Here is an 18,527-nt window from a genome sequence, read left to right as displayed (position 1 = left end):
AAAGCGTCCTACGGTAGTGGCCGGATAATCTCACCGAGGAACCCGGCCCCATGCTGCCTTCGCCGCGCAAGCCCTTCGCCAATGCCGCACTCGCCCATCAACAGCGCTGGCGGGGTCGCGTCGGCCTGATGCTGGTGGCCAGCCTGTCGGTGCTGGCGGGCATGACCGACGCCATCGGCTTCATGGCCAGCGGTGACTTTGTGTCGTTCATGAGCGGCAACACCACGCGCCTGGCGGTGGCGATCAGTGCCGGCGATCTCGGCTTGACCGCACACCTGCTGTTGCTGGTTGCGACATTCGTGGTGGGCAACGCCTTGGGCGTAGTGGTCAGCCGCCTCAGCCGGCGGCATGCCTTGCCTTTGCTGTTGTGCATTGCAACCTTGCTCTGCGGCGGCGCGCTGCTGCCCTTCGCCGACACGTTGCCCGCGCTGCTGGCGGCGATCATCGCGATGGGCATGCTCAATGCGGCAGTGGAAGAGGTCAACGGCTTGCCGGTGGGTCTCACCTACGTCACCGGAGCGCTGTCACGCTTCGGGCGTGGGCTGGGTCGCTGGATGCTCGGCGAACGCCGCAACGGCTGGCGGGTGCAACTGATTCCATGGGCGGGGATGTTTATCGGAGCGGTGATTGGCGCGCTGCTGGAACAACAGCTGGGCCTGCGGGCGCTGTGGGTCAGCGGCGCATTGGCGGGGGTGCTGGGGTTGGTGTCGCTGAAGATTCCCCGTCGCTGGCACCTGGGTTTTATGCCGCGCTAAGGGTTGAAAGGATGCTCGCCCGACGTTTAGGCCTCGACGTCCGTGTACTGGTAAAGAGCCATCATGTCGGGCGAGCGCGTGCATCATAAGCGAATGTCCGGCGGCTGTCCCGCCGGGCGATTCCTAAAAGCACTAAGGCAATGGATTACAGACAGGTCGCGAGGGCCGCCAGGCGGCGTTTGGCCGGCATGTTGTCTTGCGCTGCGTAGTACTTGACGGTCGAGCCGGCGCCGGCACTCAGCACGTCGACGAAGTAATCGCCAGCGGTGGTGTAGACGGTAAAACCACCCGCTCCGGTGGGCTCCTTGAAGCCGCCGGCGTCGACGCCGAATACACTTTCATCCTGCCAACCGAACTGAATGCACTCGGCAACCACCAGGGTGGCCTTGTCCGAGGTCATGGTCTTGTAGGGGTTGCCGGCGCGCGCCTCTTTCATCTTCGAGCCCGCGCAACCGGCCAGGGCGGCCAGTACCAATGCGCCTATTACGACCTTGTGCATGCCATCGTTCCTTGGAAAAAAACGCGACTCTACCATTAGCGGAACCGTCGAGGCGAAAGCCAGGCAGAAACCTGCCCCGCACGCAGCGTGAATTTAGTTTCACTGTGAGGGGCGACCGCGCCGCCTATAGTCGGCAGGCTCATTTTTAAGAAGTCTCCCTTCTGCCCGCTCTCCCGCGGGCTTTTTTTCGCCTGTGCGTCAGAGCCACCAACGAAACAGGTAGAACAACGCCATGCTCAGCAGCACGGTGATCAACACGTTACGCGTCCAGAACATCAGCCCTACCGCGCAGATGGCTGCCAGCAGGTAAGGGTTGGACGGACTCAGGTTGAGCTGGTGGTCGGCGAGAAAAATGATCGGCCCGCAGATCGCCGTGAGCATGCCCGGCACCGCAAACCCCAGGAACTCGCGCGCCCCGCGATTGAGGCGCACCGGCAAGCGCGGCTCGATAAACAGGTAACGGTTGAGAAACACCACCAGGCCCATGGCCACAATCATCAGGTAGATCATCGCTGCCCTACTCCCAGGCGTTTGCACACAAAACCGGCACTCATGCCCAGCACGCCGGACACCACCACCGCCGATTCCCAGTGCAGGAAGCTCAACCACACTGAACACAACAATGACACGGCCACACAGACCACCGTCGGCACGTCGCGCACCACCGGCGTGATCAAGGCAATAAAGGTGGCGGCAATCGAGAACTCCAGGCCCAGTTGATCCAGGCCGGGGATGCTTTTGCCGAGCACGATGCCGGCCAGGGTGAACAGGTTCCAGGCGATGTAGAACGTCAGGCCGACCCCCAGCGCATACCAGCGATTGAAGGTTTCGCGGTCGTAGTGGCTGACCAGGGCGAAGAATTCGTCGGTCAACAGAAAGCCCAGGCTCATGCGCCAGCGGCTTTTAAGCGGGGAAATAATCGGGCGCAGGTGCATGCCGTAGAGCAAGTGCTGGGATGTCAGCAGCAGCGTGGTGAGCACGATGGAGATCAGGCTGGCGCCGCTCTTGACCATGCCGATGGCGACCAACTGCGCCGCGCCGGCAAACACGATGGCCGACAAACCTTGGGCTTGCAGTGGGGTGAATTGCGCATCGATGGCCATCGAACCGGCCAGCAAGCCCCAGGGCGCACAGGCCAGGGACAGGGGAATGACGGCGATCGCGCCGCGAGCGAAGGCGTAATGAGGTAAGGCAGTAGGCATGGAGACGGCTCATCGACAGACAGTCGACAAGCATGCCAGCGCAACGAGGGGCTTGTCTTGAACGATCTTGCTCAGGCCAGGCGTACCGACACCTGCTCCACCGAATCCCGCGCTTCGCGCAGTTCGTGGGCATCCTGGTTGAGGCGGTGGATGGTATTGAGCAGACGTTGGCGCAGGACTTCATCGCCGAGTTTTTCGACGGCGCGCATCAGGTCGAACGCCGCGGTTTCGTTATTTTCCGCGACGGAATCCAGGGTCTTGCGCAGGTTGCGAGTGGCACGGGTCACGCGGGGTCATCCTTCATCAGCAATGGGCAGGCACTTTAGGACATTCTTGTTTCATTTTAATTTCAAACACTTGTGGCTCATTTCCGCGGATTTGATCCACGTCAATTGAAACAAGGTTTGACCAGAATATATGGATATCCGTATATTCGTATTTCCACATATTACAAACAGGCCTGCGCATGTCGGACCTCTTCTCTCCACCCACATTGTTCAAATGCCTGGCTGACGCTACCCGCGCGCGCCTGACGTTGTTGATCCTGCGCGAAGGCGAACTTTGCGTCTGCGAACTGATCCATGCCTTGGACGACAGCCAGCCAAAAATTTCCCGCCACCTGGCGCAACTGCGCAGTTGCGGGCTGCTGCTGGATCGTCGCCAGGGCCAATGGATCTACTACCGCCTCAACCCGGCGCTGCCTGGTTGGGTGACCGAGGTGTTGCAGACCACCCTGCAAGCCAACCAGACCTGGTTGCACAGCGACGCACAACGCCTGGCGGCAATGGGCGACAGACCACAACGGGCCAGCGCCTGCTGCTGAGCCAACGGAGCGTTTATTCATGCTTGTCGCAGTTGCTATTTTTATCCTCACCATCGTGCTGGTCATCTGGCAGCCCAAGGGCCTCGGCGTGGGCTGGAGTGCCACGCTGGGCGCGATCCTGGCCCTGGCCTGCGGCGTGATCAGCCTGGCCGACATCCCGGTGGTGTGGCACATCATCTGGAACGCCACCGCCACGTTTGTCGCACTGATCATCATCAGCCTGTTGCTCGATGAAGCCGGCTTCTTTGCCTGGACCGCCTTGCATGTGGCGCGCTGGGGCCGTGGACGCGGCCGGCGCTTGTTTGCCTATATGGTGCTGCTCGGTGCCCTGGTCTCGGCGCTGTTTGCCAACGACGGCGCGGCGCTGATCCTCACGCCGATTGTGATGTCGATGCTGCTGGCGCTGCGTTTTTCCCCGAGCGCGACCCTGGCGTTTGTCATGGGCGCAGGCTTTATCGCCGACACGGCGAGCCTGCCGCTGGTGGTGTCGAACCTGGTGAACATCGTCTCGGCGGATTATTTCAAGATCGGCTTCAACGAATATGCCGCCGTCATGGTGCCGGTGAACCTTGTCAGCGTCGCGGCGACCTTGGCGGTGCTGCTGTGGTTTTTCCGCCGCGACATCCCGCAGACCTACGACCCGGCTGACCTGGAAGATCCTGCGAGTGCCGTGCACGACCGCGCCACCTTCCGCGCCGGTTGGTGGGTGCTGGGCATCCTGCTGGTCGGTTGCTTTGCCCTCGAACCGCTGGGCATTCCGATCAGCGCCATCTCGGCGGCGTGCGCCGTGCTGCTCCTGGTGATTGCCGCCAAGGGCCACAAGATTTCCACGCGCAAAGTACTCAAGGAAGCGCCCTGGCAAATCGTGATCTTCTCCCTGGGCATGTACCTGGTGGTTTATGGCCTGCGTAATGCCGGGCTCACCACCTACCTGGCGACCTGGCTGGATACCTTTGCGCAGCACGGCGTATGGGGCGCAGCCATGGGCACGGGCGTGCTGACCGCGTTGTTGTCGTCGGCGATGAATAACCTGCCGACAGTGTTGATCGGCGCGCTGTCCATCGAGTCCAGCCATGCCGTGGGCGTCGTCAAGGACGCGATGATCTACGCCAACGTGATCGGCAGTGACCTGGGTCCGAAGATCACCCCGATCGGCAGTCTCGCCACGTTGTTGTGGCTGCACATCCTGGCGCGCAAAGGCATCACCATCACCTGGGGCTATTACTTCAGGGTCGGGATCGTGCTGACCCTGCCGGTGCTGTTGATCACCCTTGCCGCCCTCGCCTTGCGCCTGAGTCTTTGAAGGAATCGAGTCATGAAAGTCCTGTTCATGTGTACCGCCAACAGCTGCCGCAGCATCTTGTCCGAAGCCGTGTTCAATCACCTGGCGCCGCGCGGGTTTGCAGCGATCAGCTCCGGCAGTTTCCCCAAGGGCCAGGTGCTGCCACGCAGCCTCGGCACGTTGCAGGCGGCGGGCATCAGCACCGAGGGGCTGTACAGCAAAGGCAACGAGGCCTTTGAAGGCAGCCCGCCGGACGTGGTCATCACCGTGTGTGACAAAGCCGCCGGCGAGGCCTGCCCGGTGTATTTCGGGCCGGCGGTTAAGGCGCATTGGGGTCTGGAGGATCCCTCCGACGTGCAAGGCGATGAAGCCTCGATCCAAGCCGCATTTGATGCCACGCTGGCGATTATCGCCGCACGCTGCCGTGCATTTTTCGCCCTGCCTGTCGCCGACCTCAGCCCTGCTGACCTGAAAACACAACTTGAGCGCATTGCGCAGTTGTCACCGCAGAACCCATGAGCCCCCTGCCAAACCTGGATGTATCGCTGCTCCCGCCCGGCCCACTGGATTCGACCCAGGCCCCGCGCATTCTGCTGCTGCACGGGTCGACCCGCGAACAATCAACGGTCGATTTGAACCGCGCTGCCAGCGTATGCTGAGGCCCTCACTCCTAACGAGCCACCTCGATGAGCGCCATGCAACACGCCTGGCTGGGCAACTACGAACTCAGCAGCACGACCTGCACCGGCCTGACCTTTGCGCGCCACAGCCATGATGAGTGCGTGATCGGCGTGAACCTGCTGGGCGAGGAAAAAGTCTGGCTGGACCGCCGCGAGTTTGCGGCGGGGCCGGGCTCGATCACCCTGTATAACCCCGGGCAGATTCAGGGCGGCGGCGCTGCCGAGGGCGCGCCCTGGGAGTTTGTCAGCCTGTACGTGACCGCCGACCAATTGGCCGGTGATCTGGGGCTGGCACAGGTGGAGTTCGACCGCTCGCTGTGTGTCCAGCCGGACCTGGCCCAGCGCCTGGCGATGGCGGTGAAAGGCGCATTGAGTAGCGATGCGCAGGTGCGCGAGTTGCACGAAGAGGCTTTGCTGCTGTTGCTCGGCGAAGTGGTCGGCCTCAGTGGTGTGCGCCTGCCCGGCACTGCGGCCACCGGCAAAAGCCTGATCGGCCGCGCCCAGGAGCTGCTCGCCGAACAGCTGCATCAGTCCGTACCGTTGGAGCAGTTGGGCGATGAGTTGGGATTGTCCAAATTCCATCTGCTGCGCACCTTCCAGAAAGAAACCGGGCTCAGTCCCCGGCAATGGGCCATGCAATTGCGCACTCGCCGTGCCAAGGGCCTGTTGCGCAACGGCGTGGCGGCCAGTGAAGTCGCGCACACGCTGGGCTTTGCCGATCAGAGCCACCTGAATCGGCATTTTCGCGCGGCCTACGGCATCACTCCCGGTCGCTACCAGAGCGTAGTGAAACGCTGAACAGCGCAATCTGGTTCAAGACTGCACACCCATCCCTGCGCACACTGCCCGGCATCATTTGAAGGAACGCGGGCATGCTGACGATCTTCTTTTACGCGCTGGTATTCGGTTTTGTGTTTTGCCTCTCTCCCGGCGCGGTGCTGGCGGAAACCCTGCGCCGTGGCCTATTGCACGGTTTTACCCCGGCCTTGCTGGTGCAGGTCGGTTCGCTGGTGGGCGATGCCGTCTGGGCGGTGATCGGGCTCACCGGTATCGCGTTGCTGATCCAGCATGACGCGGTGCGCGTGCCGCTGACGGTGGTCTGTGCGCTGTACCTGGCCTGGCTGGGCGTGCGCAGCCTGCTCGACGCCTGGCACCTGCCCGAAGCTGACAGCAACGTAGCCCGCTCCGGTAACAATGCGCTGGCGGTAGGCGCGGCGATTTCGTTGGCCAACCCGAAGAACATCGTCTATTGGGGCGCGTTGGGCAGCGCCTTGTCCGGCATCGTCGGCGCGACACCCAGCCACGGGCAGACGCTGATGTTTTTTGCGGGGTTCATGCTGGCCTCGGTGTTGTCGTGCTTTTTGATTGCGGCGCTGGTGAATCTGTTGCGCCAGAACGCTTCGCCGTTGTGGCAACGCATCAGTTACGGCGCCTGCGGCGTGGTCTTGATCTATCTGGCTATTCTCGCGGCACAGGGCATATGAAGTTATATAACCGGCAACTTCAGAGTGCCTCTTATCTGAATGAACTCTGAACCGCGGGTTATTTAATTAATCATGCGTTGACATTTTGTAACTGCCTGAGTAGATTGCCCGTGCCCGCTACTGGGGCCTTTTTTAAACCTCACAAAAGAAGCCAATGGACACAGTATCTAGTCGCTGTCCGAGCACCGCGTTTGCGGGCATCGGGCGCCAAACCCAGAATATGACAGGACTCGCCTTCCAGGTCCGGTAAGCTGCGCTAGAGCTTGATGCTCCTCCGTAACTGCCTCGCCGGATGCGTATCCGGTCCCGAGGTGTGTTATGACCTTCCAAGCCTTTGTTTTACCTGATGTACGCACACTGGCCGTCGCCCTGCGCGCCAAGCTGTGCCGCGAGCCCGTGGGCTTTTCGCCGACCCGCTCGCCGCTTGCCGTACCCTCCCCTCAAGTGCGCCCGGCCCAACCACTGGCGCACTGGCGTATCTGCCCAGCCACTGGCCAATTGCAGCAGCACTGGGATCACGCCGACCCTCAAGACCCACAGAGACCGACCGTTTCCGGCCTGGCGCAAGCTGGCTTGATGCTCGGTCTGTATGTGAGCGCTCGCGCAGCTTAACCCCGCTGGAAACAGCAACTATCTGATCAATACCCTGGAGTTCCTCATGAACACTTCCAGATGTAATCGGCTGCGCGTTAGTTAACTAACGCCGCCATCAAAGTTAGGTAAACACCTTATTTGAACCGATCGCCAAGTTAGCGGCTCGGCCGGCTTTCACTCGCCTGTATGCAGGCAAGTAACGGGCCTGTTTTGTCGACAACTGGCGACAGGAGTACACACCATGAGCGCCGTAAAAAACACGCCACTGCAGAAGAACAAGGGCACCGACGCCGACACCAAACTGTCGATGCGTGCCGCCCGCGAAGCCCACAACGGCCTATCCGCCACCCTCGCTAATGTTCGCGCCACCCAGGATGGCCTGACCGAACTGGACGCCGCTGCCCGCCTGCAACGCGAAGGCTACAACGAAGTGGCGCACGACAAGCCGCCTCACGCCATCGTCCAGTTCCTGCAGGCCCTGAACAACCCGTTCATCTATGTGCTGCTGACCCTGGGCGGCATCAGTTTCTTCACTGACTGCTGGCTGCCGATGCAGGATGGCGAAGAGGCCGACCCCACCAAAGTCATCATCATCATGACCATGGTGCTGCTCAGCAGCCTGCTGCGCTTCTGGCAGGAGCACCGCTCGGCCAAGTCCGCCGAAGCCTTGAAGGCCATGGTGCGCACCACGGCGACCGTGCTGCGCCGCGAGCAAGTGGGCAGCCAGCCCGCCCTGCGCGAAGTGCCGATGCGTGAACTGGTGGCCGGCGACATCGTGCAGTTGTCGGCCGGCGACATGATCCCCGCCGATATCCGCCTGATCGAGTCCCGCGACCTGTTCATCAGCCAGGCCGTGCTCACCGGCGAAGCCTTGCCGGTGGAGAAATACGACACCCTGGGTGAGGTCACGCAAAAATCCGCCAGCGCCTTGGCCGCCGACCAGGGCAACCTGCTGGACCTGCCGAACATCTGCTTCATGGGCACCAATGTGGTCAGCGGCCGCGCCAAAGCCGTGGTAGTCGCCACCGGACCACGTACTTACTTTGGCTCGCTGGCCAAGGCGATTGTCGGTTCGCGGGTGCAAACCGCCTTTGATCGCGGGGTGAACAGCGTCAGCTGGCTGCTGATCCGCTTCATGCTGGTGATGGTGCCGATCGTGTTCCTGCTCAATGGTTTCTCCAAGGGCGACTGGGGCGATGCGTTCCTGTTCGCACTGGCGGTGGCCGTGGGCCTGACCCCGGAAATGCTGCCGATGATCGTCAGCGCCAACCTGGCCAAGGGCGCCACGGCCATGGCCAAGCGCAAGGTGGTGGTCAAGCGCCTCAACGCGATCCAGAACTTTGGTTCGATGGACGTGCTGTGCACCGACAAGACCGGCACGCTGACCCAGGACAAAATCATCCTCGAGCATCACGTCAACGCCTTTGGCCAGCGGGATGACGCGGTGCTGTCGCTGGCCTGGCTCAACAGCTATCACCAGAGCGGCATGAAGAACCTGATGGACCAGGCCGTGGTGCAGTTCGCCGAGCAGAACCCCAAGTTCCAGGTGCCATTTGCCTACAGCAAGGTCGATGAATTGCCCTTCGACTTTGTGCGCCGTCGCCTGTCGATCGTGGTCAAGGACGCCGCCGACGACCACCTGCTGGTGTGCAAGGGCGCCGTGGAGGAGATGCTGGGCATTTCCACCCACGTGATGGAGGCAGGCAAGGCCGTGCCGCTGGATGAGCACCGCCGCGAAGCGTTGCTGGCAATTGCCAACGACTACAACGAAGACGGTTTCCGGGTGCTGGTGGTGGCCAACCGTCACATCCCTAAATCGCTGGCGCGCCAGCAGTACACCACCGCTGATGAGCGCAACCTGGTGATCCAGGGCTTCCTGACCTTCCTCGATCCACCGAAGGAAACCGCGGGCCCGGCGATTGCCGCGCTGCAACAAATCGGCGTGGCGGTCAAAGTGCTGACCGGCGACAACGCGGTGGTCACCAGCAAGATCTGCCGCCAGGTCGGGCTCGATCCAGGCCAGCCGCTGCTGGGGGTGGAAATCGAAGCGATGGACGACGCGACCCTGCTGCGCCGCGTGGAAGAGCGCACGGTGTTCGCCAAGCTCACGCCACTGCAGAAATCCCGTGTGCTCAAGGCTTTGCAGGCCAACGGTCACACGGTCGGTTTCCTCGGTGACGGCATCAACGATGCACCGGCGCTGCGCGATGCCGACGTGGGTATCTCGGTGGACAGCGGTACCGATATCGCCAAGGAATCGGCCGACATCATCTTGCTGGAAAAGAGCCTGATGGTGCTTGAAGAAGGCGTGCTCAAGGGCCGCGAAACCTTCGGCAATATCATGAAGTACCTGAACATGACCGCCAGCTCCAACTTCGGCAACGTGTTCTCGGTGCTGGTCGCCAGTGCGTTCATTCCGTTCCTGCCGATGCTGTCGATCCACTTGCTGCTGCAGAACCTGATGTACGACATCTCCCAGCTGGCCTTGCCGTGGGACAAGATGGACAAGGAATACCTGGCCAAGCCGCGCAAGTGGGATGCCAAGAACATCGGCCGCTTCATGATCTGGATCGGGCCGACCTCGTCGATCTTCGACATCACCACGTTTGCACTGATGTGGTACGTGTTCGCCGCCAACAGTGTCGAGATGCAGACCCTGTTCCAGTCCGGCTGGTTTATCGAGGGGCTGCTCTCGCAAACCCTGGTGGTGCATATGTTGCGCACGCGCAAGATCCCGTTCTTCCAGAGCACAGCCGCGTGGCCGGTGCTGATGATGACCGCCGTGGTCATCGGGCTGGGGATCTACGTGCCGTTCTCGCCGCTGGGCACCCTGGTCGGCCTGCAACCGCTGCCGCTGGCGTACTTCCCATGGTTGGTCGGCACCCTGCTCGCCTACTGCTGCGTGGCCCAACTGATGAAAACCCTCTACATCCGCCGCTTCAAGCAGTGGTACTGAGTTTCACCCTGCCATGCCTCGTAGGAGCCGGCTTGCCGGCAAGCCGGCTCCTACACCCAGGCAGCGTTTGCATTGCAAGGAAATTTCTTATGCGCGTCTTGATCTGTGCAGGTCGTCATTACGCCGACACCAAAAAGTCCCGCCAGGTGCTGGACGCTTACCACCGTCTGCGCCCGGTGCTGGTATTGATCCACGGCGGCAACCAGTTCCTGGGCAGCGACATCGAGGAATGGGCACGCGAGTTGGGCATCGACGTGGTGCGCTACCCGCCCAACTGGCAACACCACGGCAAGCAGGCGGAACGCCAACGCAACCATTTCATGCTGACCGACAGCCGCCCCGATGTGGTCATCGCCCTGCCCGGTGGCGATGACACCTTCGAGCTGGTCTGCCAGGCCAACGCCAGCGGTGTCTCGGTACTTACCGTAGAAAGCTGAATTCACGCGAGGTGCATCATGCACAAAAAACACACCCCTCAACGCCCCGACGGGTTTGCCAAATACCGTGCGCGCCACTATCGCGGTGCGCGCAATAGCCTGCTGCTGTTGCCGCCGGCGAAACGTCGGGCGCTGCGGCGCAATTTGATCTTTATCGGCCTCACGCTGGGTCTGATCCTGCTGGTGGCCCTGGTGTCGAAAGCCCACGCGGCCGGCGGTGCCTACGTGGTCGACGACGGCGCGATCAATGCGCCAGGAGAATGCAACGTCGACGCCTGGTACAGCGCCAATCGCCACGATGGCAGCACCCACAGCGAGACGCTGTCGCCGGCCTGCACCTTCGCCGCCATGCCCTCTGTGCAATGGGGCGCGGCGCTGTCACGGGCCGACCATGAGACTCAGGTCAGCCCACAACTCAAGGCCCAAGTGCTGTCCCGACAAGACCTGGGCGTGGAAATCGCCGTTTCCGCTGGCGCGCACCTGGCAATGGATCGACAACACGGGTTTGATGGCGCTGACCTGAACGTCCCGTTCACCTGGCAAGCCCTTGAAGCCTTGCGCCTGAACCTGAACGCCGGCTGGACCCATGCCTACAACGACGGCGATCAGCAGCATCGCCTGACCTGGGGCAGCGGCTTGGAGTACGAGCTTGCGCACGCCCTGACGCTGATCGCCGAGCGCTACGGCCAGGCCGGCGGCGACCAGGCCTGGCAGGCCGGACCGCGCCTGCACCTGGGGGAATTTGTCGACGTCGACCTGATACTGGGGCGCAACCTGACCGGCACGCGCGACCAGTGGCTGACCACCGGTGCGACACTGCGGTTCTAGGCCTTGGCCTGTTGCTCCAACCGCAACTGCAACTGCGGGTCGATCTGCAACTGCCCCGCGAGGTCATCCAGGTAGTTGCGTTCGGCTTCCTGCTGGTCATCGACCAGCAGCACACTGGCCAGGTACATCTCGGCCGCCACTGCCGGATCTTTGGCAAACTCGGCAAAATCCGCCGCATCCAGGGGCTTGGCGATTTCGGCGTCGAGCCACTGTTGCAACTGTGGGTCGTCGGTATGTTGGAGTACTTCATTCGAGATCAACTGCTGCTCTTTTTCGTCGATCTCGCCGTCGGCCTTCGCGGCCGCGATCAATGCACGCAAGACTGCGTGACTGTGGGCTTCGGCTTCGGCGCCGTGGAGCTGGTCGACGGTCTGGAATGCCGCTTGTGGCTTGGCCGCCTGCTGGCTCTGCCAGGCCTGATACGCTTGGAAAGCCATCATTCCCAGGGAGGCCAACGCCGCATAATTCATCCCGCCAGAACGTCCTTGGGCCGGGCGCGCGGCAGCTCCACCCCCGAGCATGCCGCCCAAGCCACCCAACAACCCACCGAGGCCGCCACCCGCAGGCGCATTCGCGCTGTGGGTGCCTTTCAACAGACCACCAAGCAGCCCGCCCAGGCCGCCGCCCGCGGTGCCACCGCCCGGCTGCCCGGCGCGCAGCAGTTGTTCAAGTAAGTCGCTGGTGTTCATGGTTTCACCCTCCCAGGGCGTGGTGTTGGCGTCTACCAACCATAGCCCGCCACTGCGGGAACACCATGACCGCCGGGCGGCCACGCCTTATGATGGCGCGACCCCGCCAACAAGAGACACACCCCGTGAACCGTATCGAACAGATCGCGCTGATGGCGACCTACAACCAGTGGATGAATCGCAAGGTCTATGACGCGGCCGGCACCCTGGACCACGCCGCATTGCTGGAGGACCGCCAAGCGTTTTTCGGCTCGATCTTCGGCACGCTGAACCACCTGGTGCTGGGCGATACGGTCTGGCTCAAGCGCTTTGCGCTGCACCCTGCCGGCTTTTCGGCACTGGCCCCGTTGAGCGCCATCAAGGCACCACGCGACCTCAAGCACCTGGCCTTCGCCGATCTGTGCGCACTCGCGTCCCGGCGCGCCTGGCTGGATGAACTGATCATCGAGTGGGCCCACGGCTTGAGCGATGGTGACCTCGACCATCGCCTGCACTACCACAACATGCGCGGAGTCGCGGCGGACAAGCCGTTTTTCAGCCTGCTGGTGCATTTCTTCAATCACCAGACCCATCACCGCGGCCAGGTGACGACGTTGCTGACCCAGGCCGGCGTGGATGTGGGCGATACCGATCTATTGGCGCTGATCGACTAGCCGTGGCCGCGTACCTATCCGTTTGGGGGGATAAACGAACGTCACACCACCGATGGGGTCGTAACTTCAGGTGCCGGGATTTTTCCGCTCCCGCCCTCCCCGCGCGCATCGTGGGTCTACCGATGCGCGTACCCCATAAGAAGGAGACGCATACATGGTCATTCACTTCAAGGTCGCCGGGCATCTGGCTTGCGGCCATCACGGCACCAACCTCCCGTCCAGCACCGAGTTGAACCGGGTCAAATGCCGCACCTGCCGCAACACCGAAGCCTACAAGGAAGCGCGCCGCACCCAGCGCAACGCCGCTCGCCGCGCGTCACGCAAAGCCAAGACTCACACCGCAACCGACTGGCGCAGCGCGTGGACACAACGCCTGACCGACTTGCCAGGCCTGCAGCGCCTGCCACGCGGGTTCAGCGGCCAGCCTTTCGTCTAGGCTGCCCATGCAAAAGCCCCGGCCAGGCCGGGGCTTTTTTGTTGCACTCAATCATCATTGGACACCGGTCGGTTGCGTGCCTTGTACCCTGGCAAGGTAGCGGCATACGCAAATGCCTGTTCGCGGGAATTGAAGGTCGCCAACCGGTCCTGGGGCGTACATACCCGCCACGGTCCATGGTTGACCTGCACGATGTCGTAGCCATTCAGATGCAGCTTCGTCAGCATTGGAGCGCTCATAGTCACCTCGCTTTCCTGAGATTTTCTGGCGTTGCAGCCCCACCTTACACCCGCAACGGGCTCAGGGGTCGACCATGTGTCGTACCGAAATGGCGGCATTCATGAACACCAAGCTGCAGCTGATTTACTACCTGGCCGGCGGGTATGGCAAGTAGCCAAAGCTGTCATTTATGGCTCTTGTTCTGTCGCCAGCGGAATCGTCCGATTAGCCTCAATACCCCCTGTAGATCACTGATCTGCCGAGCTTTTTCACTCAAGCCTTCAGCAATAAAGCTACCCTTCGACCTTGCGCCCAAGCGTGCGGATCTATATATTCCCAACCCTGCTACAACGCGCTGCCGCCCGAATGGCGAAACTGGTAGACGCATGGGACTTAAAATCCCCCGCTCGTAAGGGCGTCCCGGTTCGATTCCGGGTTCGGGCACCAAAAATATCAAGGGCTTGCATGATGAACTTCATGCAGGCCCTTATCTTTTTATACTCCGCAATTCCCATCTCCGGCGTCCTGCCGATAGTTAACCGTTCATAACTCCAACCGAACTCCACTAAACCGACGATGCTCTATCGAGAGACGCCTGGACGCCTCCAGGCCAACCCGCAGGGAGTGGAATTATGTCTGACGATCTGAAAAACCGTGGCCCTCAGGACCGAGCTCGCGTGAATACCTCCGAACCCTGGGAGGTAAAGCACTGGACCAAAGAGTTCGGCGTTACTGAGCAACAGCTTAAGGACGCCGTGAAGGCGGTGGGCCCGATGGTTACCGATGTCCGTAAGAAGCTCGGAAAATAGCTGCAATCTCGCCTCGTGCTGTCGCGGGGCGAGCTTATTTATCCCATCTACCGGCGCTCTGCTGACTCAACTCCAACCCCGTTTTCAATCGTGGCACCTGAGCGATAGTGCTTGGGAGCCTTATCCGAAAAGGTGCTGATGGTCGCCTTTCCGCTTTTGAGCTCGCCAGGCCTGGTGCATCCCGCCAACATCACCACCGCTACCGCCGCTATCAAAATCCGTACAACGTCCCCTCTTTGGTTTGGCGGGACTGCAGCACTCGGGTGACAGATGCAAAAAGCCCAGCACTCGGCAGCCCTACTCTTGCGAAAATAGGGAGCGCTTAAAGCCAGGCTATTTGTGACGCGCATACATGACCGCTGTCCCTCCTGCCGCTGGCCGTGCCTGCAGCTCAAAGGCCTGGGGATGCCCTTTAATCAAATCACTTAGTTTTTTGAACCCATGAGTACGCGGATCAAACTCGGGCCGCAGCTTTGTTATGTTCGCGCCCAGCGTTCCTAAGTTAGCCCACCCGTCTTCATCAGCGATGTCGTCCAGGATTTTGACGATGAACCGTATAGGTGCTTTGGGTCGTTTGCGTGCCTCGCAAGCCGCTCCCGATTTGCCCGTATCAGACTCGGCCTGGGCACCTTCATTGCCAGCCAGCAAGGCATCCTCACGCAGCAACTCTGTGTAGATGAATTTATCGCACGCAGCCACGAATGGTTTAGGTGTTTTCTCTTCGCCAAAGCCATAGACCGTCAGACCCTCATCACGCAATCGGGTCGCAAGTCGAGTGAAGTCGCTGTCGCTCGACACAAGGCAGAAACCGTCGAAGCGACGGGTATACAGCAAATCCATAGCATCGATAATCAGCGAACTGTCCGTGGCGTTCTTTCCTTTGGTATAAGCGAACTGCTGTATTGGCTGAATGGAATAGTCGAGGAGCACTTTCTTCCAGCTTCCTAGCTGAGGAACGGTCCAGTCACCGTAAATACGCTTTACGCTAGCAGTTCCGTATTTTGCTATCTCCTCGAACAAGCCTTCGACGATAGCAGCAGGCGCATTATCGGCGTCAATCAGGACAGCCAGATGCTTTTGGGAGTGGTTAACTAACTGAGTTGCCATTGTTCATCCTTGAAAATACTCACAGTATTCGAGTGGGTCCTGAGTGCCTCACGGCTTATGCGAAAAGCCCAGCGCGGGGCTGGGCTGCCAGATCTGCCGTCGACTTTCTCGAAGGAATGCTACTTCAAGATCTCATACCAAATACGCGCATTGGCCAGCATTCTGACGGCGTTAATTTCGTCAATCGCGTACTGCGGGGCTGTCTCCCAAGGTAGCGAACTGCCTGTAAAAACAAGCAGCGGCTCATCCGTGCCGCGCTCAAGCACAAGTCGAGCTTTAATCGATGTGAACTCAGGCTTGGCATTCAGCGTATCGCGCATGGTCAGGCGCTGAATTGGCGGAAGCTGACTCCAGGCAACAAACTCTTTAATCGGCTCCAGCCCAGCTGGAAATGTGTCGCGATGTAAGGTATTCCCAAACGTTTTAAGAACTCGCCCCATGTCATCGGTGAAGTCCATCCATTGATTGTTATCGGCTATCCGTGCGGGCAGCATTCTATTCCGAAAATTCGGATTCGAACTCAGCATGCCTGACTCACCATCAAAGCGACTGTACTGAATGCTCGTTCGATTCAACTCATAAAAGCGCAAGGTTGCATACTTGTCGAAAGTCGACACAGAGGAGCAGCCAGCCAGCAGGAGCGTTTGAATAACGAGCGACATAGCTATCAAGATTTTACGCATGGGCATCCTTGCGATTCAGGCGGATAGTGAAAATTGGAATCCAAGCACTGTACCCCGGCCCTGTCCAGGCATCCAGCGTGGATGGAATGCCAGTAACTGGAGCTCTTAGTAGCGTAGTAGCGTTGTGCCTTTCCGAAATGCCAAGGAGTGGCAATGCCGCATCGCCTGACAAAGTTAAAATCCGCGCTCAATCAGACGCCAAACAACACCTACTCACAGTTCCAGGCTCTGAGAGACGGACTCGTAGCCTCACTTATCGACTGGCCAGTGGAGAAGTGAGATATCTCTGATGAACATTTGCCGACAGATCAGCCGGCCTCCCAAAAATCTAGGGATTGGCTAGACGCGCTGACTGTGGCGCTTGCCCAGGATCTCCCCACTAATAAGTCGGAAGCTACTCCCGAGCGACTGAACAACATTCTGGTGCTCGCGTCCGCAACGCCCCTCTCCCGGCCTTCTGCCGACTCAAATCAAAGTCCCTGTTTCACCACCTGCTACGCTGATAAATCCACGGAGAATCAGCCATGCCAAACTCAGATCTATTGCCCTCCCTGCTATCAAAACTCTACGAGAACCAACTGGCCCTCGAGGCTTCTGTCATGGAGCTATCGAACTGGGTCGAGCAACGCGGTTCCGCTGAGGTGGCAGAAAACGTGCGCAGCGCTTTGCACACCATCGATGAAAACGAAGAGTTCATCAAGCTCACCCTGGCCGTGCTGATGTCACCGGAGTGATCCTGCGTATCAGGCCTTTACTGAGTTCTTGATCACCCAAATGCCAAGCGCAACAAATACAGCTGATTTAGCCACGGCAAACAGGGTGTCTCTTCCCGCAAACAACTCGAACGCCGAAAACAGCAGTGAGAAGGTGCCTACTATCGCCAAACCATAGCCAACCGGGCGTACGTACCTGTGGAACATTTCTTTCATCTCCCTGAAAAAACAAAAAGTGTAGATTTTACCGCCCCATACGCCATCAAACGTCATGCCTCAGCGTGAAATCACCGATGCGCTCTGGCAGGGGCCGGCACACATTAACAGGCCGCCCGCTGTCTCCGGCTAATAAACCAACCCCACACATTGATCTTTTTCAGTAGGGAAAAACTTCAGGAGAAGCGTTTTAAGAGGGTAATGCTGCGATTTCACTTCATAAACAACGTTGGTAAAGCTGTCTGCATCAGATCCATTACCCGCGTTTGATGCCTCAGACACCTTTACCAATTTAACTTCAGAAATATCACCCACCAGCGAACGCATTTGATTCCACCCCGTCAGCGGGTCATCAACAGATTCAAGGCATAACAGTGACTGCCATCGTTCTTTATCGCCTCGCTCATACGCTGAAATTGCCTGTTGCGCGAGCTTGAGCGTGCCTTGTGCACCCGCAAGATTCGGCAATGAATGTGAGTTTTTGTGCGTTGAACACCCGGTCGCGAGCATGCACATGAATAAGACGGCTTGCCCCGTCAATATCAACGACGTTTTAGAGTACATATGATTCGCTATCCTTTTTGAATCCGATCCTAGCCTGCCCTCAGGCTGCGATGCGTAGTCAGCACCCCGCTCTTATCGAACAGGAAAATCATCTGGTTTCCCCCACCATCCTGGCAAACAACGCCTTCGGTTTCTCCGTCGACGATTCCTTGGCAAGCCATGTTCCATACGTATGGACGGATTTGGCACTTGAGGGTTTTGCCATCCTGGATAATCAGGTGGTGAGTGGCGGAGACGTCTTCAGGGGCTGGTTTGGTGCAGCTGCCCTCCCCCCAATTGACACCTTGGTGATTGGGTTGCGAAGCGCAACCGGCCAATAGTAGAAGGGAAAACACGCATTTGAAATTCATGATTACCGTCCTTAGTCATGAAGAGGGAGTGGCACTACATCCGTATAGGCGCGGTTTATTGTGCGTCACTTCGCACTGATATTTAAGATCGGGGTAGCAGTTTTCGACAACAGGCACGTTAAAACGTCTAGCGATGGATGACGGATTACCATCACCCGCCCCGGCTTGGGGGCTCAGCGTCTCTATCGAGTTGGCTCAAGAGTGGCCAGACCACACCGCCACCCAGGACTCGGTCGATAGCGCCGACCGTTGAAAAGGCTTGCTCAAGATTGAAGTCTGCGCCGTTGCTGAACACTTCGGCCTCATTATGCAGTGCATACGCTATGTGGGCTGCAGCCCGTACTGTCATCGGGGCATTCATGTCACTTCCAAAGCAATTGGACATCAACGCGCGGTCCGCAATTAATCCCAGCGCCAAAGCCTGTTCTGTTGTGACTGCATAATGCCCTCGGAAGTGAACGAAGCCCCTTAGCCTCCACGAACCTCGCTTCCGAGCCCGGACGAGACGCTGGTCAGCCAGGAAAGTTGGGAGCCAAGAATTATTTCGT

Annotated in this window: 26 protein-coding genes and 1 tRNA gene; 16 read left to right on the top strand and 11 right to left on the bottom strand. The window is 59.7% G+C overall.

Translation table 11 applies throughout. The annotated features are described in order from the left end of the window. Positions 1-50 precede the first annotated feature (50 nt). Positions 51-755, top strand: coding sequence for a YoaK family protein (locus tag C9990_RS15015; protein ID WP_106803777.1), 705 nt, complete (start codon positions 51-53; stop codon positions 753-755). A gap of 145 nt (positions 756-900) precedes the next feature. Here C9990_RS15015 and C9990_RS15010 read toward each other — a convergent pair whose 3' ends face one another. The 4 genes from C9990_RS15010 to C9990_RS14995 all read right to left on the bottom strand — a co-directional run bounded on the left by C9990_RS15010 (position 901) and on the right by C9990_RS14995 (position 2,743). After that, on the bottom strand, positions 901-1,254 hold the full coding sequence (locus C9990_RS15010; protein ID WP_065905463.1) for a hypothetical protein: 354 nt from the start codon (positions 1,252-1,254) through the stop codon (positions 901-903). Between the two features lie 198 nt (positions 1,255-1,452). Continuing rightward, a complete protein-coding gene (locus C9990_RS15005) occupies positions 1,453-1,764 on the bottom strand; it encodes an AzlD domain-containing protein (RefSeq protein ID WP_065905464.1) in 312 nt (103 codons plus the stop codon). Further along, positions 1,761-2,456, bottom strand: coding sequence for an AzlC family ABC transporter permease (locus tag C9990_RS15000; RefSeq protein WP_065905465.1), 696 nt, complete (start codon positions 2,454-2,456; stop codon positions 1,761-1,763). The genes C9990_RS15005 and C9990_RS15000 overlap by 4 nt, the downstream gene beginning before the upstream one ends. A gap of 71 nt (positions 2,457-2,527) precedes the next feature. Then, positions 2,528-2,743 carry a hypothetical protein gene (locus C9990_RS14995; protein ID WP_025856028.1) on the bottom strand — a complete coding sequence of 72 codons (216 nt, stop codon included), beginning with the start codon at positions 2,741-2,743 and terminating at the stop codon, positions 2,528-2,530. Between the two features lie 179 nt (positions 2,744-2,922). On the opposite strand from C9990_RS14995, the gene C9990_RS14990 reads away from it, so the two are divergent. The 10 genes from C9990_RS14990 to C9990_RS14950 all read left to right on the top strand — a co-directional run bounded on the left by C9990_RS14990 (position 2,923) and on the right by C9990_RS14950 (position 11,540). Beyond that, positions 2,923-3,279: a metalloregulator ArsR/SmtB family transcription factor gene (locus tag C9990_RS14990; RefSeq protein ID WP_106803776.1), complete on the top strand. Its 357-nt coding sequence runs from the start codon at positions 2,923-2,925 to the stop codon at positions 3,277-3,279. 19 nt (positions 3,280-3,298) lie between these two features. Next, positions 3,299-4,582, top strand: a complete 1,284-nt coding sequence (locus C9990_RS14985; protein ID WP_065905467.1) for an arsenic transporter — start codon at positions 3,299-3,301, stop codon at positions 4,580-4,582. Positions 4,583-4,594: 12 nt separating this feature from the next. Next, the gene (locus C9990_RS14980; protein ID WP_106803775.1) at positions 4,595-5,080 is read left to right on the top strand and encodes an arsenate reductase ArsC; all 486 of its coding nucleotides are present in this window, start codon (positions 4,595-4,597) and stop codon (positions 5,078-5,080) included. Then, positions 5,077-5,220 carry a hypothetical protein gene (locus tag C9990_RS32325; RefSeq protein WP_157955078.1) on the top strand — a complete coding sequence of 48 codons (144 nt, stop codon included), beginning with the start codon at positions 5,077-5,079 and terminating at the stop codon, positions 5,218-5,220. Before C9990_RS14980 ends, C9990_RS32325 begins: the two co-directional genes overlap by 4 nt. 27 nt (positions 5,221-5,247) lie before the next feature. Next, positions 5,248-6,039, top strand: a complete 792-nt coding sequence (locus C9990_RS14975; RefSeq protein WP_106803774.1) for an AraC family transcriptional regulator — start codon at positions 5,248-5,250, stop codon at positions 6,037-6,039. Positions 6,040-6,113: 74 nt separating this feature from the next. After that, the gene (locus C9990_RS14970) at positions 6,114-6,725 is read left to right on the top strand and encodes a LysE family transporter (RefSeq protein WP_106803773.1); all 612 of its coding nucleotides are present in this window, start codon (positions 6,114-6,116) and stop codon (positions 6,723-6,725) included. Between the two features lie 318 nt (positions 6,726-7,043). Beyond that, positions 7,044-7,337, top strand: a complete 294-nt coding sequence (locus tag C9990_RS14965; protein ID WP_106803772.1) for a hypothetical protein — start codon at positions 7,044-7,046, stop codon at positions 7,335-7,337. A gap of 223 nt (positions 7,338-7,560) precedes the next feature. Next, positions 7,561-10,275 carry a magnesium-translocating P-type ATPase gene (mgtA, locus tag C9990_RS14960; protein ID WP_106803771.1) on the top strand — a complete coding sequence of 905 codons (2,715 nt, stop codon included), beginning with the start codon at positions 7,561-7,563 and terminating at the stop codon, positions 10,273-10,275. Between the two features lie 89 nt (positions 10,276-10,364). Next, on the top strand, positions 10,365-10,712 hold the full coding sequence (locus tag C9990_RS14955) for a DUF2493 domain-containing protein (RefSeq protein ID WP_106803770.1): 348 nt from the start codon (positions 10,365-10,367) through the stop codon (positions 10,710-10,712). Positions 10,713-10,730: 18 nt separating this feature from the next. Then, the gene (locus C9990_RS14950) at positions 10,731-11,540 is read left to right on the top strand and encodes a hypothetical protein (RefSeq protein ID WP_106803769.1); all 810 of its coding nucleotides are present in this window, start codon (positions 10,731-10,733) and stop codon (positions 11,538-11,540) included. Here C9990_RS14950 and C9990_RS14945 read toward each other — a convergent pair. Continuing rightward, a complete protein-coding gene (locus C9990_RS14945) occupies positions 11,537-12,229 on the bottom strand; it encodes a tellurite resistance TerB family protein (protein ID WP_106803768.1) in 693 nt (230 codons plus the stop codon). The two genes, C9990_RS14950 and C9990_RS14945, sit on opposite strands and share 4 nt — an antisense overlap. Positions 12,230-12,354: 125 nt before the next feature. Between C9990_RS14945 and C9990_RS14940 the strand changes: the two genes are divergently transcribed. Together C9990_RS14940 and C9990_RS14935 are read left to right on the top strand one after the other, a co-directional pair. Continuing rightward, positions 12,355-12,882: a DinB family protein gene (locus tag C9990_RS14940; RefSeq protein WP_106803767.1), complete on the top strand. Its 528-nt coding sequence runs from the start codon at positions 12,355-12,357 to the stop codon at positions 12,880-12,882. Positions 12,883-13,036: 154 nt separating this feature from the next. Continuing rightward, complete coding sequence (locus tag C9990_RS14935; protein ID WP_065905476.1) at positions 13,037-13,318, top strand: hypothetical protein; 282 nt, start codon at positions 13,037-13,039, stop codon at positions 13,316-13,318. A gap of 47 nt (positions 13,319-13,365) precedes the next feature. Here C9990_RS14935 and C9990_RS14930 read toward each other — a convergent pair whose 3' ends face one another. Next, positions 13,366-13,557 (bottom strand): DUF2188 domain-containing protein, encoded by a 192-nt coding sequence (locus C9990_RS14930; protein ID WP_065905477.1) that lies wholly within the window; start codon positions 13,555-13,557, stop codon positions 13,366-13,368. A gap of 340 nt (positions 13,558-13,897) precedes the next feature. On the opposite strand from C9990_RS14930, the gene C9990_RS14925 reads away from it, so the two are divergent. Both C9990_RS14925 and C9990_RS14920 read left to right on the top strand, forming a co-directional pair. Continuing rightward, a tRNA-Leu gene (locus C9990_RS14925) sits at positions 13,898-13,984 on the top strand. Between the two features lie 185 nt (positions 13,985-14,169). Beyond that, positions 14,170-14,346 carry a DUF3606 domain-containing protein gene (locus C9990_RS14920; protein ID WP_106803766.1) on the top strand — a complete coding sequence of 59 codons (177 nt, stop codon included), beginning with the start codon at positions 14,170-14,172 and terminating at the stop codon, positions 14,344-14,346. 333 nt (positions 14,347-14,679) lie between these two features. Here the strand turns inward: C9990_RS14920 and C9990_RS14915 are convergent, their stop codons facing one another. Together C9990_RS14915 and C9990_RS14910 are read right to left on the bottom strand one after the other, a co-directional pair. Further along, positions 14,680-15,453 carry an NYN domain-containing protein gene (locus C9990_RS14915; protein WP_106803765.1) on the bottom strand — a complete coding sequence of 258 codons (774 nt, stop codon included), beginning with the start codon at positions 15,451-15,453 and terminating at the stop codon, positions 14,680-14,682. A gap of 119 nt (positions 15,454-15,572) precedes the next feature. Next, the gene (locus C9990_RS14910) at positions 15,573-16,136 is read right to left on the bottom strand and encodes a hypothetical protein (protein WP_106803764.1); all 564 of its coding nucleotides are present in this window, start codon (positions 16,134-16,136) and stop codon (positions 15,573-15,575) included. Positions 16,137-16,660: 524 nt separating this feature from the next. Between C9990_RS14910 and C9990_RS14905 the strand changes: the two genes are divergently transcribed. After that, a complete protein-coding gene (locus tag C9990_RS14905) occupies positions 16,661-16,870 on the top strand; it encodes a hypothetical protein (RefSeq protein ID WP_065908355.1) in 210 nt (69 codons plus the stop codon). Positions 16,871-16,879: 9 nt separating this feature from the next. On the opposite strand, the gene C9990_RS14900 is transcribed toward C9990_RS14905, so the two are convergent. The 3 genes from C9990_RS14900 to C9990_RS14895 all read right to left on the bottom strand — a co-directional run bounded on the left by C9990_RS14900 (position 16,880) and on the right by C9990_RS14895 (position 17,979). Beyond that, entirely contained in the window at positions 16,880-17,122 is a 243-nt protein-coding gene (locus C9990_RS14900; protein WP_106803763.1) for a hypothetical protein, read from the bottom strand. A 72-nt stretch (positions 17,123-17,194) separates the two neighbouring features. Beyond that, positions 17,195-17,629, bottom strand: a complete 435-nt coding sequence (locus tag C9990_RS32320; protein ID WP_157955077.1) for a hypothetical protein — start codon at positions 17,627-17,629, stop codon at positions 17,195-17,197. A 29-nt stretch (positions 17,630-17,658) separates the two neighbouring features. Further along, positions 17,659-17,979: a hypothetical protein gene (locus C9990_RS14895; RefSeq protein ID WP_106803762.1), complete on the bottom strand. Its 321-nt coding sequence runs from the start codon at positions 17,977-17,979 to the stop codon at positions 17,659-17,661. Positions 17,980-18,527: the final 548 nt, after the last annotated feature.

This window comes from Pseudomonas sp. S5D5 (assembly GCF_003013355.1).
In the GTDB taxonomy this organism is placed as follows: domain Bacteria; phylum Pseudomonadota; class Gammaproteobacteria; order Pseudomonadales; family Pseudomonadaceae; genus Aquipseudomonas; species Aquipseudomonas aylmerensis.
This window is presented reverse-complemented; position numbering and strand designations above follow the sequence as displayed.